General features: G+C 67.6%; 17 protein-coding genes. 6 read left to right on the plus strand and 11 right to left on the minus strand.

Annotated features, from left to right (window positions below):
• Window positions 1-103 precede the first annotated feature (103 nt).
• Complete coding sequence (locus ABRP17_RS14360; RefSeq protein WP_349985177.1) at window positions 104-1201, minus strand: Glu/Leu/Phe/Val dehydrogenase dimerization domain-containing protein; 1098 nt, start codon at window positions 1199-1201, stop codon at window positions 104-106.
• Between the two features lie 324 nt (window positions 1202-1525).
• Between ABRP17_RS14360 and ABRP17_RS14365 the strand changes: the two genes are divergently transcribed.
• On the plus strand, window positions 1526-2581 hold the full coding sequence (locus tag ABRP17_RS14365; RefSeq protein ID WP_349985176.1) for an HDOD domain-containing protein: 1056 nt from the start codon (window positions 1526-1528) through the stop codon (window positions 2579-2581).
• A 104-nt stretch (window positions 2582-2685) separates the two neighbouring features.
• Here ABRP17_RS14365 and ABRP17_RS14370 read toward each other — a convergent pair whose 3' ends face one another.
• Genes ABRP17_RS14370 through ABRP17_RS14380 form a run of 3 tightly spaced genes read right to left on the minus strand, consistent with a single transcriptional unit; the run spans window position 2686 to window position 5558 of the window.
• Window positions 2686-4254 (minus strand): phospholipase D family protein, encoded by a 1569-nt coding sequence (locus ABRP17_RS14370; RefSeq protein ID WP_349985175.1) that lies wholly within the window; start codon window positions 4252-4254, stop codon window positions 2686-2688.
• A gap of 44 nt (window positions 4255-4298) precedes the next feature.
• Window positions 4299-5006: an RNA pseudouridine synthase gene (locus tag ABRP17_RS14375; protein ID WP_188326616.1), complete on the minus strand. Its 708-nt coding sequence runs from the start codon at window positions 5004-5006 to the stop codon at window positions 4299-4301.
• A gap of 54 nt (window positions 5007-5060) precedes the next feature.
• Window positions 5061-5558, minus strand: a complete 498-nt coding sequence (locus ABRP17_RS14380) for a M48 family metallopeptidase (protein ID WP_349985174.1) — start codon at window positions 5556-5558, stop codon at window positions 5061-5063.
• A gap of 62 nt (window positions 5559-5620) precedes the next feature.
• Here ABRP17_RS14380 and ABRP17_RS14385 point away from each other — a divergent pair, with 62 nt between their 5' ends.
• Complete coding sequence (locus tag ABRP17_RS14385) at window positions 5621-6178, plus strand: DUF2058 domain-containing protein (RefSeq protein ID WP_188326618.1); 558 nt, start codon at window positions 5621-5623, stop codon at window positions 6176-6178.
• An 18-nt stretch (window positions 6179-6196) separates the two neighbouring features.
• Here ABRP17_RS14385 and ABRP17_RS14390 read toward each other — a convergent pair whose 3' ends face one another.
• The 3 genes from ABRP17_RS14390 to ABRP17_RS14400 all read right to left on the minus strand — a co-directional run bounded on the left by ABRP17_RS14390 (window position 6197) and on the right by ABRP17_RS14400 (window position 7360).
• On the minus strand, window positions 6197-6463 hold the full coding sequence (locus ABRP17_RS14390) for a DksA/TraR family C4-type zinc finger protein (RefSeq protein ID WP_192081904.1): 267 nt from the start codon (window positions 6461-6463) through the stop codon (window positions 6197-6199).
• A gap of 90 nt (window positions 6464-6553) precedes the next feature.
• Complete coding sequence (locus ABRP17_RS14395) at window positions 6554-7135, minus strand: mechanosensitive ion channel family protein (protein WP_188326620.1); 582 nt, start codon at window positions 7133-7135, stop codon at window positions 6554-6556.
• Window positions 7136-7171: 36 nt separating this feature from the next.
• A complete protein-coding gene (locus ABRP17_RS14400) occupies window positions 7172-7360 on the minus strand; it encodes a hypothetical protein (protein ID WP_349985173.1) in 189 nt (62 codons plus the stop codon).
• 118 nt (window positions 7361-7478) lie between these two features.
• Here ABRP17_RS14400 and ABRP17_RS14405 point away from each other — a divergent pair, with 118 nt between their 5' ends.
• From ABRP17_RS14405 to ABRP17_RS14415, 3 genes are read left to right on the plus strand one after another with little or no spacing between them, the layout of a single operon-like run.
• A complete protein-coding gene (locus tag ABRP17_RS14405; protein ID WP_349985172.1) occupies window positions 7479-8057 on the plus strand; it encodes a sigma-70 family RNA polymerase sigma factor in 579 nt (192 codons plus the stop codon).
• The gene (locus ABRP17_RS14410; RefSeq protein WP_188326623.1) at window positions 8054-8587 is read left to right on the plus strand and encodes a hypothetical protein; all 534 of its coding nucleotides are present in this window, start codon (window positions 8054-8056) and stop codon (window positions 8585-8587) included. Before ABRP17_RS14405 ends, ABRP17_RS14410 begins: the two co-directional genes overlap by 4 nt.
• A gap of 23 nt (window positions 8588-8610) precedes the next feature.
• The gene (locus tag ABRP17_RS14415; RefSeq protein WP_349985171.1) at window positions 8611-9486 is read left to right on the plus strand and encodes a DUF4097 family beta strand repeat-containing protein; all 876 of its coding nucleotides are present in this window, start codon (window positions 8611-8613) and stop codon (window positions 9484-9486) included.
• Between the two features lie 56 nt (window positions 9487-9542).
• On the opposite strand, the gene ABRP17_RS14420 is transcribed toward ABRP17_RS14415, so the two are convergent.
• The 3 genes from ABRP17_RS14420 to ABRP17_RS14430 form a co-directional block, all read right to left on the minus strand.
• Window positions 9543-9725 (minus strand): hypothetical protein, encoded by a 183-nt coding sequence (locus ABRP17_RS14420; protein ID WP_188326625.1) that lies wholly within the window; start codon window positions 9723-9725, stop codon window positions 9543-9545.
• A gap of 11 nt (window positions 9726-9736) precedes the next feature.
• A complete protein-coding gene (locus ABRP17_RS14425; protein ID WP_372487012.1) occupies window positions 9737-9988 on the minus strand; it encodes a YkgJ family cysteine cluster protein in 252 nt (83 codons plus the stop codon).
• A 277-nt stretch (window positions 9989-10265) separates the two neighbouring features.
• Entirely contained in the window at window positions 10266-11627 is a 1362-nt protein-coding gene (locus tag ABRP17_RS14430) for an Hsp70 family protein (protein ID WP_188326626.1), read from the minus strand.
• Between the two features lie 124 nt (window positions 11628-11751).
• On the opposite strand from ABRP17_RS14430, the gene ABRP17_RS14435 reads away from it, so the two are divergent.
• Window positions 11752-12087: a zinc ribbon domain-containing protein YjdM gene (locus ABRP17_RS14435; protein WP_349985170.1), complete on the plus strand. Its 336-nt coding sequence runs from the start codon at window positions 11752-11754 to the stop codon at window positions 12085-12087.
• Window positions 12088-12115: 28 nt separating this feature from the next.
• Here ABRP17_RS14435 and ABRP17_RS14440 read toward each other — a convergent pair whose 3' ends face one another.
• Complete coding sequence (locus ABRP17_RS14440) at window positions 12116-13243, minus strand: tetratricopeptide repeat protein (protein ID WP_349985169.1); 1128 nt, start codon at window positions 13241-13243, stop codon at window positions 12116-12118.
• Window positions 13244-13350: the final 107 nt, after the last annotated feature.

The raw sequence follows: 13350 nt of genomic DNA on the forward strand, positions 1-13350 counted from the left end.
CGACGGGTAGAGCCGACTTCAGTCGGCTGCACCTGCTGCGGCGACAGCAAACGACAGCCGACTGAAGTCGGCTCTACCGGTCGGCGTTACTGGCGCGGCAGGCTTAGCCGGCGCGCAGGTCACCCAGGCGCGGCGTGGCGCGGCCCAGCGGCATCTTGAGCTTGCCGATGGACTGGATGCGCGCTTCTGCGATGCGATCAGCGGCGCGCGGCGGGGCGATGTTCTCGCGCTGCGACAGCTCGAAGACGCGGCCGAGGTTGTGGTAGATGCTGCGGATGAGGCGCATGGCGCGCTCGCGGTTGTAGCCGTCGATTTCCAGCGAGACGTTCATGACGCCGCCGGCATTCACGGCGTAGTCGGGTGCGTACAGGATGCCGCGCGCATGCAGTTCGTCGCCCACGTCGGGGCTGGCCAGCTGGCTGTTGGCGGTGCCACAGATGATGCGTGCCTTGAGGCGCGGCAGCACATCCAGGCTGATCGCGCCTTCCAGCGCACAGGGTGCGAACACGTCCGCGTTCACCTCGTGGATTTCATCGGGTTTGACCGCCTCCGCGCCGTACTCGGTCACGGCGCGCTCGACCAGCGCGGGGTTGAGATCGGTGACGAACAGCTTCGCCCCCCGGTCACGCAGCAGCTTCACGAACTCCATGCCGATGTGGCCCAGGCCCTGCACGGCAATACTGGTCTTGCCCACTTCTTCATGGCCCAGCTTGGTCTGCAGCGAGGCCATCAGGGCCTGCAGCGCGCCGTAGGCGGTGAACGGCGCCGGATCACCGGACCCGCCGTGCACCTGGTGCACGCCGGTGACGAACTGGCTTTCCAGGTAGATGTTTTCCATGTCGTTGACATCGGTGCCGACGTCTTCGGCGGTGATGTAACGACCGCCCAGCGCATCGACCTGGCGGCCGAACGCGCGCAGCAGCACTTCGGTCTTGTCGGTGCGCGGGTCGCCGATGATCACCGCCTTGCCGCCACCGACATTGAGGCCGGCCAGCGCGTTCTTGTACGTCATCGTCCGGCTGAGCCGCAGCACGTCGGCCAGCGCCTCGTCGCTGCTGGCGTACGGGCGCATGCGCACACCGCCCAGGGCGGGGCCCAGCGTGGTGTTGTGCAGGGCGATGATGGCCCGCAGACCGGCGTCCGGGTTGTGGCAGAACACCACCTGTTCATGACCGGTGGTTGCGAGGGTTTCGAATAACATGGCGACTCCGTTGACGTGATCAGCGGCGAACCACTTCGAACACGCCGGCAACGATGAGGGTGCAGAAACAAAAAAAGCGACTTCGTCAGTTCTGGAGACGGGTCGCGCGGCGCCATTCTAGTCCATTCCCCGCCGCGCCGCTGTTCACATCCCGGCGCTGGCATGTAGCGGCCTAAAGAAGCCGCCCGTGGGGCCGATGCTGGAGACACGGCGATGTCCGCCATGCGAAAGGATGGGTGCAGTGGCAGGTGTGGTGACCAATATGGGGTGGGTCGGCTGCTGCGGCACGGCGCGGGTCCGCCTGCTACCCGGCGGGGCCGGTCGATGACGGGGTTTGCGCGCTGGTGGTGGGGCCTGTTCGGGCGCCCGCCCGGGCGGACCTCATCGCGGCTGCATCAGCGCGCTGACTATGCAGAGCAGGTCCAGCGCGTTGCCGACTCCCTTGCACCGGTCGCGCAGGACGATGCGGAGGCGCGACTGCATGCGGGCCTGTACGCGCTGGCCCTGCACCCGGCGCTCGACGGCGGCTGCCCGCCGAACCAAGCCCTGCTGGAGGCGACACGGCAGGCCCTGCAGCGCAGTGACTGGAATGCCCGCCAGCTGCCGCGACGGCCGCAACTGCTGCCGCAGCTGATCCAGACGGTCAACGATCCGGATGGTTCGGCGCGTGCCACGGCCGCCATCATCGGCCAGGATCCGGTGTTGACCGGCAACCTGCTGCGGATCGCCAACAGTCCCGCGTTCCGCATGCAGGAGCGACCGGTCGACAGCCTGCAGCGCGCGATCACCCTGGTAGGCACCGAAGGCATCCGACAGATCATCAGCGCGGTGCTGGTACAGCCGGTGATGCACATCCAGTGCCAGGCGTTTCCGCAGTTCAGCACCATCATCTGGGAGCACGCGCTGCTGTCGTCGCGCGCGGCCGCTGACCATGCCCGTACGGTCAGCCAGTGCGATCCGTTTGCGGCCCAGTGGTTGGGGCTGACCCAAGGGCTGGGCGCGGCGCTGGTCATGAAGGCGCTGGTGCAGGAAGCGGAGACGCTGCGGGTGGCCGTGGACTATCCCAGTGCAGAAGCACTGCTGCGCCAATGGACGTTGCCGGTGGCGCAGCGTATCGCCGCCGCCTGGGAGCTGCCCCTGCCTGTGCATCAGGCGCTGGAACCCGAGCATGCCGGCAGTGGCCTGGCACAGAGCCTGCGCTTCGCACGGGCGGCGGCAGCGGCCAGCCTGTTGGCACGACATGGGCATATGGGTCAGAGCCAGGGGCTGGCCTGGCTGGAGCAACTGCCGGGTACCCCGCCGCATGCCCTGTTGTGGATCTGGCGCCGCCTGCATGGACGATCAGTGGAAACCCTGGCGGACGAGCACGCCGACGCCTGACACATCCGCCGAGCACGGCTCGGCGCTACAGGCACTCCGCACCGACACGCCGCACGCCCGGTAGCGCCGAGCCACGCTCGGCGAGCGTAGCGGCGCACCGCGGTCTAGAGCTGCGACTCCAGCGGCAACCAACTGATCACGCGCGCACTCGCGCGCATGCGCAGGCTGCTGTCCGGCTCGGTGGTGACCCAGTGCGGAGATTTATCGCGTTCCAGCCAGCGCACGTCGCCGGCCGGATCTAGGCCCAGCCACCAGCTCTGCTGCGGGCTGGACAGGCGCAGGTACTCCTGCGTCAGCTGCGCGGCCAGCACCGGGTCGTCAAAGATCACGCCCATTTCCGTATTGAGGTAGGCCGAACGTGGATCCAGGTTGAACGAGCCCACGAAACCATGCCGGTCATCGAGCACGAAGGCCTTGGTGTGCAGGCTGGCGCCACTGCTGCCGAACAGGCCCGAGCTGGTTGCCTTGCCATGCGCTTTCAGTTCGTAAAGCTGCACGCCGGCCTGCAGCAGCGGTGCCCGGTAGGTCATGTATCCGCCGTGCACGGCCACCACATCATTGGCCGCCAGCGAGTTGGTGACCACGCCCACCTGTACGCCGCGCTCGCTCATCATCGACAGGCCGTCCAGCCCCTCGTTGCCGGGCACGAAATAGGGCGAGATCAGCAGCGCCTTGTGCTGGGCGCTTGTCATCATGCGCACCAGATCGGTGACCAGCCAGTTGTGCTGGTCGTCGCGATTGTGCTTCATCGGCGGATCGGAAGCGATGCGGACGTTGGCACTCCAGTGCAGCGGTGCCGCACTCGCGCGGACGCGCTGCCGCGATGCGGCCACTTCCTTCAGGTAGGGCGTGGCGGCATCCCGCTTGGCCTCGTTGTCGGACTCGCGCAGCAGCAGGCGCAGCTCGGCCGGCGTGTGGAAGGCCAGCGCGCCGATCGGCACGGCGGCCTCGCTGTTCCAGTAGTCGTCGAATACGCGGTTGGCGCCGTCCACGGCCTCGCCGGCAACCAGCAGATCCAGATCACGGAAATTGACGTCCGGGCGCGCGCTGAAATATTCCTCGCCGATGTTGCGGCCGCCGACGATGGCGACGCGGCCATCTGCGATCCAGCTCTTGTTGTGCATGCGATGGTTCACCGAGAAAAACCGCTGCACCATTTCGACCAGCCGCCACAGCCCGGCGCGGTTGCGGAACGGGTTGTACAGGCGGATCTCGATATTGGGATGCCTGTCGAGCGCCATCATCAGCGCGTCCTTGTCCTGCGCGTTCATGTCGTCAAGCAGGATGCGCACGCGCACGCCGCGCGCGGCGGCATCGTGCAGGGCACGCGCCATCAGGTGGCCGATCAGGTCGTCCTGCCAGATGTAGTACTGCAGGTCCAGGCTGCGCTCGGCGCGTTCGGTGATGACCGCCCGGGCCGCGAAGGCGTCCAGGCCATCGGACAGGAACGCCACACCGGACTGGCCGGGATGGGCGGCCTGCAGTGCGCTGATTTCGCGATCGATGCGGGTCTGCGCCGGTTGCAGCGGCAGCACGCTCGACGGTGTGCCACGGGCCTGCGGTGTCAGCCGGTCCGCCAGCAGCAGGCCCGACAGCACCAGCAGCACCAACAGGCAGATCAGGATGGCCAGTACACGCAGCAGCCGGCGCCACAGGGGCAAGGGTTCAGTCATCCCCTGACTGTAACCGGCACCGCAGTGCAGAGGGAGTGCAGCCGTCAGAAGCGCTCGTCAGAGCCGAGATAGCGCCACTGGCCCGGTGCCAGCTTGCCCAGTGATACGCGGCCGATGCGCAGCCGGCGGATCGCAACCACCTCCATCGAGGCGATGGCGCAGGCTTCGCGCAGCATGCGCGGATGCAGACCCTTGCCGGCGAAGCGCAGACGCTGTTCGCTCTGCCAGCTGATCTTGCAGCCGGGAATCGTTCGGCCGTTTTCCTTCAGCCCGGTCTGCAGGCGCGCCACGTCCCACATGGCCCGTTCGCCCTGCACATCGACCAGGAACTCCTGTTCGGTGCGGGACAGCTGCTGCTGCAGGTGGGTGATGATCAGCGGATCCTGGCTGACGACCACCAGCCCGCTGTCCGACGCCGGCAGCGAGGCCGCCAACTGCAGGCCGTGGAAGTGTCGCTGCAGCGGGCGGATGCTGCCCAGGTCCAGCGGACTCTGCGATTCGGGCGTGATCAGCGCGCTCAGCGTGTGCGCGGCCGCATCGATCGGCTTGGCCAGCAGCATCGTGACGCGCTCGGACTTCTCGTCGCGCGCGGCCGGATCCAGCTCCACCGTTTCCGTGGTCACCTGCGCCTGCGGCTGCTCGACCACCTGCCCATCCACGCGCACCCAGCCGCCTTCGATGTAGCGGCGGGCTTCGCCACGGGGGCAACCGAGCAGTTCAGCGAGGCGTTTGTCCAGACGGGTCGGGAGCATGGGGCAGGGATCTCCAAGGGGCGCGCAGTGTACCTGCCGCGGCGCGTGGCTGCTTCAGCCGCTGCGGTTGATGAGTTCGGTGAGGTACAGCCGGGTATCGAATTCCAGCTGCAGGTAGTCCGGTTCCATGTGCTGGCACAGCTGGTAGAACGCCTTGTTATGGTCGGCCTCTTTCAGGTGGGCCAGCTCGTGCACCACGATCATGCGCAGGAACGCCGCCGGTGCCTCCCGGAACACGCTGGCCACGCGGATCTCACGGCTGGCCTTGAGACGCCCGCCATGTACGCGCGAGATCGCGGTGTGGGTACCGAGGGCATGCTTCACCACCTCCAGCTTGCTGTCGTAGCAGACCTTGTTCAGGTGCACCGATTTGCGCAGGTAGCGGTCTTTCAGCTCCTGGGTGTAGTCGTACAGCTGGCGGTCGTTGCGCACCTCGTGCAGCTCCGGGTAGCGGCGCTGCAGCACGGCACCCAGCTTGTCTTCGGCCAACAGGGTGCGGACCTGGTCGAGCAGGGCGTCGGGGTAGCCGGTCAGGTATTTCAGCGAAGGCATGGGGCCGCCGGGGCTCCGGTATCATGGGGGCCTCCTACGATAGAACAGTTGCAGGCACGATCATGGCAAAGCCCAACGCGCTGCAGGAACAATTGCTCAAGGCCGGGCTGGCGAAGAAGTCGCAGGCCAGTGCCGCGGCCCGTGAGCAGGCCAAGGCCCGGCAGGGCAAAGCGCCGGATGCATCGGCCGAGGTCCAGCGTGAGGCCGAGCGGGTCCGGCTGGAAAAGGTCGAGCGTGACCGCGCCATCGCCGCCGAGCGCAACGCGCAGCTGCGGGCGACCGAGCAGAAGGCGCAGGCACGGCAGATCGTGAAGACCCACGCGGTGCCGCATGCAGGCGAGAGCGAGTATCGCTTCAGCGACGGCGATGCGATCCGCACCTTGTGGATCGATGCCAAGCTGCGCAAGGCGCTTTCCGCCGGTGCGCTGGTCATCGTGGCCAACGGTGAGGGCCATGCGCTGCTGCCGCGCGCTGCGGCGGAGAAGGTGCGCGAGCGTGCGCCGGAGCTGGTGGTGGTCGATCATGGCGAGGCCGGCCAGAGCACGGTGGCATCGACCGGCAACGCCGAAGATGACGCCTACTACGCGCAGTTCCAGATTCCCGACGACCTGGTCTGGTAACTGCCGCCGGGGCCGCCCTCAGCGCAGCTGGCTGTCCTTGCTGCCCCGCCGGTTGTAACCGGACTGGGCGTGCTCGTCTTCATCGTGTGCCTGCTGGCAGGACACGCACAGGCGCACGCCGGGCACTGCCTGGCGCCTGGCCAGCGGAATCGGTGCATCACATGCTTCGCAGTGTTCCAGCCCAGGCCCTTGCTTGAGCTGGCTGCGCGCGCGTGCGATGGCGTCATCGACGGTGGCGTCGATCTGGTCCTGTACCGCGCCGTCCTGTGCCCATCCGGTGGCCATGGCCTGTCCTCCACGTGTTTGCCAGCAGACAGCGTAGGCCTGGGAAGGTGTAGGGCAGGTTGAGGTACGGTGGCTCGGGGTAGGACGGGCTCAGCCGTCGCCCTGGATGCCGCCAGGCGCGGTGGACGGATCCCGCCAACGCCGTACCGTGCGCTGGAAGAACAGATTGTTGGGCAGCTGCAGCACCGTGCCCTCATGGCCGTCGCCGGTTTCCTGCAGCGTGGTGTAGATCAGGTTGACGTCGATCACGCGCCCCTTCAGGCCCGGCTTTTCGCCGTTCTCGAGGACTTCGATGTAGTCATGCAGGCGGAACGGCCGCGTGGTGAAGATCAGCAGGGTGCAGAATATGTTCGACAGCACGCTCCACGCGGCGAAGAAGGCCACCGCGCCGACCGCTGCAAAGCCGGTGAAGGCGGTCCACAGCACGGACGCCGACGTGCCCAGGATGTGCAGGATGACCAGCAGCGCGCCGAAGTAGACGATGAAGCTGGTCAAGCGCCGCGCGCCCATCACCATTTCCAGCGGCAGCGTGTAATGGGCGGCGAAGCGGCGGATCAGCCGCCGGGCGATGAAGCGCAGCAGCCATGCCGCCAGCAGGGTCAACAGGACCATGCCGATCAGCTCGGCCTGTTCAAGCCAGGCATGGGTCCACGGCGGCAGGTACTTCTCCATGCAACAACATCCAATCAGACACGGGGGAGCACGATGTTACGCGCGCACTGGCCGTGATTCGACCTTCGGCCACGTTGCGGCTGGGCCGGTGCAGGCCAGCGTGTGGGCGCCACGCAGCAGGCAGGCCTGCTGCGCCTGCAGGCTGATCCGCAGATGCAGGGGATTGCCCTGCAGCAGCGCGCAGACGAGGATGGCCAGCAGGCCACTGACTGCAGGGGTGGACATCATGTCGCTCCGTGGCCATGGCGGGCCGGTGGGGTGTACGGCTTGGATGCCCCGACCGGCAGAAAGGTTTGAATCCGGCGGCTTTAAACCTTTTCTTTCGTGGCGGCATCCAAGGGTCATGTTCGATACGTTGATGCTAGAACGCGACACCGCTTCCCCCGCCGCCTACGACGAGCACGCCGTGGTACGCGCGGCGGTTGCCGGCGATGTGGCGGCCTACGAGCAGCTGTATCGCCAGCATGCCCCGCGTCTGTTCGCGGTGCTGTGGCGACTGTGCGGTGGGCAGCAGGCGCGCGCCGAAGATGCGCTGCAGGAGGCCTTCCTGCAGGCATGGAAAGCACTGCCCGCGTTCCGCATGGAGAGCAGCCTGGGCACCTGGTTGCATCGGCTCGGCGTCAATGCCGCCCTGATGGACCTGCGTGCGCAGGGGCGCCACGACCATGACAGCCTGGAGGACAGGGACCGGGAGCTGCCCGGGATGGGCATCGATGATCCCTGTGCCGGCACCGAGCGTGACCTGGAACGCGCCCTGGCCCGCTTGCCGCCACGTGCACGTGCGGTGCTGGTGCTGCATGACATCGAGGGCTGGAAACACCACGAGATCGCCGAACAGCTGCAGATGGCGGTGGGTACTTCAAAAGCGCAGCTGCACCGTGCGCGCGGCCTGCTTCGTACGCGACTGGGAGACATGACATGACGCACCACGATGACCTTGACCACGCGCGGGACACGGCGCTGCTACGCCAACTGCAGGACCTGCCGCGCGAGATGCGCGTGCCTGCCGACGGTTGGACCCGCTTGCAGGCCGCGCTGCCGGTGCGCGCTGCGGAGGAACAGCCCGGGGCGAAGGTGATCCCGTTGCGGCGCCTGCGCCATGCACGCTGGTCGCTGCCCGCAGGCGCTGCGCTGGCCGCCAGCCTGGCGCTGTACTGGGTGTTGCCCTTGCCACTGCAACCCGCCGCGCCGCCGGCGCCCACGGTGTTGCAGCAGCAGGCGGCCGTCATGACCGACGCGTACCGCCAGGCCATGGCGGCCCTGCCGCCGGTGGATGCGCCGGAGTGGCGGCCGGCGCTGGTGGAACTCGACCACGGCGCCGACCAGATCCGCGACGCGTTGCAGCAGAGCCCGCGCTCGCGCCATCTTCTTGAACAGCTGCAGCGCACCTACGCATTGCGGTTGGAACTGACCCGGCAGGCAACACGCGCTGCCTCCGGCCTGCCCACCTGATCCTGTTTCCCGAGGTAACGACCATGCGCCCCTTTCTCCTGTTGTCTGCGTTCGCGCTGCTTGCGTCACCGGCATGGGCCGATACGCGTGTCGATGAGCGCCATGCCATCGCGCCCGGCGGACGGATCGAAATCAGCAACATCGCCGGCAAGGTCACCGTGCGCGGCTGGGATCGCCGCGACGTGCAGCTGACCGGCACGTTGTCCGACGGGCTGACGCTGAAGCCGGAAAAGAGTGCCAGCCGCGTGCGCTGGGAAGTGGTCTACCCCCGCCGCAGCAACAGCGGTGGGGCCACGCTTGAGGTCTTCGTGCCGCGCGGGGTGGAGCTGCAGCTGGGGACGGTCAGCGCGGATATCGATATCGCCGGCATCGACGTCAAGCGGGTGCAGGCCAACACGGTCAGTGGCGATGTGCGAGCGGCCGGACGCAGTGCGGAAGGCACTCTCAACTCTGTCAGCGGTGACGTGGACACCGAGTTGCAGACCACCCGCATGGAGGCGCGCACGGTCAGCGGCAGCATCCGTGCCGGTGGCGGACTGTCGGGGGAGATCGGCGCGACCACGGTGTCGGGTCAGGTCGGCGTAGAGGCGGGCCGCACGCAGCGGCTGGTGGTGGAAACGGTGTCCGGCCGCATCGATCTGTCAGCGGCGACGTTGGCACCGGGCGGACGGATCAGCGCGCAATCGGTCAGTGCGTCCATATCCCTGCGGGTGCCGGCCACCGTGTCGGCCCAGCTGTCGATCGACAGCTTCAGTGGGAACATCCAGAGTGATGCCGGAAACGTGGAGCGGCCCCGGCATGGTCCCGGCAGCACGCTGGACACGCGGCTGGGGAGCGGCGACGGCGATATCAGCCTGCAGTCACATTCGGGCGGAGTACGCGTGCGCCTGGACCGCTGAGCGGCAGGGCATGCAGGCCGGCCGCGGCGGTGCAGCCGCCGCGGTCGCCGACACGGTCAGCTGGCTTTCTTCAGCGACCAGGTGTTGCCAAGCACTTCGATCTTGCCACCCGCTTTGCGGAACGCGGCCAGGTCGGCGGCGATGCTGTTGCTGCTGGGCGTAGAGCTGGACGAACCGCTCTTGCGCTCATTGCGGATGGTGTTGCTGGCCTTCGCGGGGGTCTTTGCCTTGCGGGGCATGGTTGCTCCTGTCAGGGTGAAGGGTGGGGGGAGGTCCAGGCATCTGCCTGGTGCTGGTAATCCTGCCGTTCGCGCTGGCAGTCATCGCCGCCCATCTTGAACTGGCGACAGATCGCGGGGCGCTGCGTATAGATGCTGCAACGCAGGTGGTACGGGTCGATGGCTGCGCACCAGCCTTCTTCGTTCTGCGCCATGCGACGGCCGCCCCGGCCGTCACTTTCCACGAACCAGATGGGGACGTCATCGCCCGGCATCAACCACACCGGCAGCCGGCAACAGACGGCATCGCATCGACGGCAGTCGATGGGGGCGGGTGCCTGCTCAGGTTGTACGGCCTCGTGGGCCTTCGTAATGCCCAAGGATGGTCTCGATCGCGGCTCGGAAGCGTGGCCATGGCAGAGCCAGGAGCCATGGCCGGAAGGCCCGCGGACGGGCCGTTGCACGCAGTGACACGTCGCGCACGCAGGTAGAACGTGCGCCGACGGAATATGCGGTGATTGTCAAGCCGGTCGAGTTTAACGCGGATCGCTTCGGGATATGTTAAGGGGTGCCGGCTGCCGCCAATGCCAGCCCCTGCACCACGCCGAACGAGGCATCGCCGTGGACCTGCCGGGCATCCGGGAAGGCCGCTGCCGCGACCTGCCGCAGATAGCCTGCGCGGGACATGCCCCCGGTCAGGAAAACCGCATCCGGGTCATGCCCGATGTCCTGCCGGACCTGGGCCAGCAGCGCCTGCAACTGCCCCAGGTAGGCATGTGCGGCCTGTCCCAAGCCGTCGGCCGAGGTGTCAGCCTGCAGGCCCTTTTCGATGAACGGCAGCGGACTGGCATGGGCGGGCGTGCTGCTCAGGCTGATCTTGGCCCGCTCCACTTCACGGTACAGCCGTGCGGTATTGCCGGTGTCCTGCAGGGCCTGCAGGCGGCTGCCGTACGGGTTTTCAACGTGATCGTAGGTGTGCTGGCGGAAGTCGCGCTGGCGCGTCATGTCCTGCACCGTGGCCGCCTCCACATAGTGGTGGGTTGGCACGCGGGTGATGCCGCGGCCGAACAACGGCATGTACGCCGCCAGGCTCAGCGCCAGATCGATATCGGTGCCGCCGCGGGCGATGCCCCAGGCCCGATGGATGCGCGGGGCTTCACCGCCGCCCACCCGCGCATGGGCGATGTCGGTGGTGCCACCGCCGATGTCCACGATCACGGCGTCATGGGCGTCGCTGCTGGTGGCGTGGTAGTGCATGGCCGCCGCTGCGGGTTCTTCCAGAAAGTCGACCTGGTCGAAGCCGGCCGCGACCGCTGCCTCGCGCAGGATGTCCAGCGCCTGGTCGTTACCGGCATCGCCGATCGAGCTGCGGAACTGCACCGGGCGGCCCAGCAGCGCCTCGCGCACGGGCACGCCAAGTTGGGCGCTGGCGGTGAGCCGGATGTGCTCGAGGATGTGCGTGGCGATGCCGGTGATGGTCTGGCGAGCACGCGGATGCAGGTTGTAGCCCAGCATCGACTTCGGGCTCTGCACCAGGTTGCCCTCGTTCTCTTCGAAGTAGGCTTCCAGCGCCTCATCGCCATACACCGCGTTCTGCAGCAGTTGGCTGGAGCTGCGTGGTTCGGCCATGCGGCGCTCCATCCACTGCCGGCGCAGGGTGCGCAGGGCCTCGCGACGGAGGGCTTCCAGCGGACGCGGATGGCCGGCGGCACGGGCTTCGCGCGCGGCGGTGTCGATCAGCTCCTGCAGCTCATGCTCCTGCCCTGGCTCAAGGGTGAACTCACCGGGGTCCTGCATGATGCCGGGAAAGTACACCGTGGTCCGGAACTGGTCGGCGTCGCCGAAGCGGATCGGCTCCACCCGCCCATCGCGGACGATGGCCGCGGCGGAGTTGCTGGTGCCGAAGTCGATGCCCAGGCGCATGTTGGGGCTTCCGTGATTGCAAGGGCCGCGCACTGTAGCGCGCCGGCCAGCGCAGCGGTAGGGCAGGGCGCGGGGGCCGCCCGGTTACAATGGGGGCTGTCGAAATTCTGCAAGGTCCCGCCCGATGTCCGCCACCCCTGCCTGCCCGCAATGCACCCTGGAAAACACCTACGCCGATGGTGCGCTGATGATCTGCGCCGACTGTGGCTTCGAGTGGACGGCTGAAGAGAGTGTCGGCTCCAGCGTGGTGGTGCGGGACAGCAACGGCAACGTGCTGGCGGCTGGGGACACGGTCACCGTGATCAAGGACCTGAAGGTCAAGGGCTCGTCGATTCCGCTGAAGCAGGGCACGGTGATCCGCAACATCCGCCTGGTGGAAGACGATGCCGAACACATCGAAGGCAACTCGGAGAAGATCAAGGGCCTGGTGCTGAAGGTCTGCTTCCTCAAGAAAGCCTGATGCGCGCGCCGCCGGGCGGGGCTCGGCGCTACAACGCCGCATGGGCGGCCTGCTGGTGTCGCCAGCGCTGCAGGCTGTCCAGTTTGCTCTGGTAACGCGACTGTTGCGCCGCTCCACCCAGCTGCTGCGCGCGCTGCAATTCGCGGCCCGCGCGCGGCAGGTCACCGGCCATCACGTAGGCACGTGCCAGCGCGAAGTGGAACTGGTGGGCGCTGTCGTACAGCCGCAACGCCCTGCGATAGAAATGGATGGCGCGATCGCTGTCGCCTGCGCGTTCGGCCTGCGTGCCCAGCAGGTACTGCACGAAGGGATCACGTTGCCGCACGTGCTGCAGGCGCTGCTGCAGGCGCGCTGCTCCCGCGCGGTCGCCCATGCGGGCCAACAGGCTGCTCGCGTTGATCAGGCTGGGGGTGTGGCGGGGCGAAATGCGCAGCGCTTCCATGTAATGCGCTCGCGCCAAGGACAGGTTTCCCTGGCGGCCTTCCAGCACGGCGAGGTTGTTCAGGGCTGCACTGAAGCCGGCCGATTGCCGCAGGGCAGCGTCGAACCATGCGCGCGCGGCGACCACGTTGCCCGCCTCCAGCTGCACTGCGCCGCGATTGTTGTAGAAATGGGCGAGGGCCCGCGCATCGTCGATCGGGCGCGGTCCTTTGCGGTCATAAAGGACGTTGCGGTCGAGGTCCACCGTGCCGCTTCGTCCGTTGACCTCGATCCCCGCATTGACGTGGCCGACGTTGTAGAGCACGCCTTCCTCCTGATACCACGACACCACCTGGTCCACTTCCTGCACGCGGGCCTGGATGCCAGCGCTGCGCGCGAGGGTAACGAACAACAGGGTGAAGGACAGGCAGTTCGCGCGTCGCTGCTGCCAGGTCTCGCCGACGGTGAGCGTTGCAGCGGCGTCGTACTGAAGATCCATGCCGTCGCGGGCGAAGATCATCTCGACCAGTTGCTGCAGGCGCGCTTCGCGGTCGGGCCCGGCGGAGATCACCCGTTGCCGCAGCAGCGCCTGCAGGCCGGGCGGCACCGCGACGATCTGCGACGCCGATGGTGGGGTGTCCGCAGCCAGTGCCTGCACCGGAACGCCCTGCGCCACGGGCAGCGCGAAGGCGGACACGCTGAAGAAAGCGAGCAGCAGCACCGGCCAGCGCGTCATGGCGGTTCTCCGTGGGCACGCGGGTGCCTCTTCGGGCGAGTCTAGCGCCGGCGCGTGCCCCCGCAAGACCGCCCGTCGGCCGGTTGCGCGTCATCCACAGCGGGTGT

It is taken from the genome of Stenotrophomonas sp. WHRI 8082 (assembly GCF_040223995.2).
Taxonomy (GTDB): domain Bacteria; phylum Pseudomonadota; class Gammaproteobacteria; order Xanthomonadales; family Xanthomonadaceae; genus Stenotrophomonas.

Coding starts and splice junctions, on each gene's coding strand:
- ABRP17_RS14385 (WP_188326618.1), top strand. CDS start 5,621: ATGGCAAAGCCCAACGCGCTGCAGGAACAATTGCTCAAGGCCGGGCTG.
- ABRP17_RS14380 (WP_349985174.1), bottom strand. CDS start 5,558: ATGCCTTCGCTGAAATACCTGACCGGCTACCCCGACGCCCTGCTCGAC.
- ABRP17_RS14420 (WP_188326625.1), bottom strand. CDS start 9,725: ATGCCCCGCAAGGCAAAGACCCCCGCGAAGGCCAGCAACACCATCCGC.
- ABRP17_RS14370 (WP_349985175.1), bottom strand. CDS start 4,254: ATGACTGAACCCTTGCCCCTGTGGCGCCGGCTGCTGCGTGTACTGGCC.
- ABRP17_RS14395 (WP_188326620.1), bottom strand. CDS start 7,135: ATGGAGAAGTACCTGCCGCCGTGGACCCATGCCTGGCTTGAACAGGCC.
- ABRP17_RS14410 (WP_188326623.1), top strand. CDS start 8,054: ATGACGCACCACGATGACCTTGACCACGCGCGGGACACGGCGCTGCTA.
- ABRP17_RS14375 (WP_188326616.1), bottom strand. CDS start 5,006: ATGCTCCCGACCCGTCTGGACAAACGCCTCGCTGAACTGCTCGGTTGC.
- ABRP17_RS14415 (WP_349985171.1), top strand. CDS start 8,611: ATGCGCCCCTTTCTCCTGTTGTCTGCGTTCGCGCTGCTTGCGTCACCG.
- ABRP17_RS14430 (WP_188326626.1), bottom strand. CDS start 11,627: ATGCGCCTGGGCATCGACTTCGGCACCAGCAACTCCGCCGCGGCCATC.
- ABRP17_RS14400 (WP_349985173.1), bottom strand. CDS start 7,360: ATGTCCACCCCTGCAGTCAGTGGCCTGCTGGCCATCCTCGTCTGCGCG.
- ABRP17_RS14435 (WP_349985170.1), top strand. CDS start 11,752: ATGTCCGCCACCCCTGCCTGCCCGCAATGCACCCTGGAAAACACCTAC.
- ABRP17_RS14440 (WP_349985169.1), bottom strand. CDS start 13,243: ATGACGCGCTGGCCGGTGCTGCTGCTCGCTTTCTTCAGCGTGTCCGCC.
- ABRP17_RS14405 (WP_349985172.1), top strand. CDS start 7,479: ATGTTCGATACGTTGATGCTAGAACGCGACACCGCTTCCCCCGCCGCC.
- ABRP17_RS14360 (WP_349985177.1), bottom strand. CDS start 1,201: ATGTTATTCGAAACCCTCGCAACCACCGGTCATGAACAGGTGGTGTTC.
- ABRP17_RS14365 (WP_349985176.1), top strand. CDS start 1,526: ATGACGGGGTTTGCGCGCTGGTGGTGGGGCCTGTTCGGGCGCCCGCCC.
- ABRP17_RS14390 (WP_192081904.1), bottom strand. CDS start 6,463: ATGGCCACCGGATGGGCACAGGACGGCGCGGTACAGGACCAGATCGAC.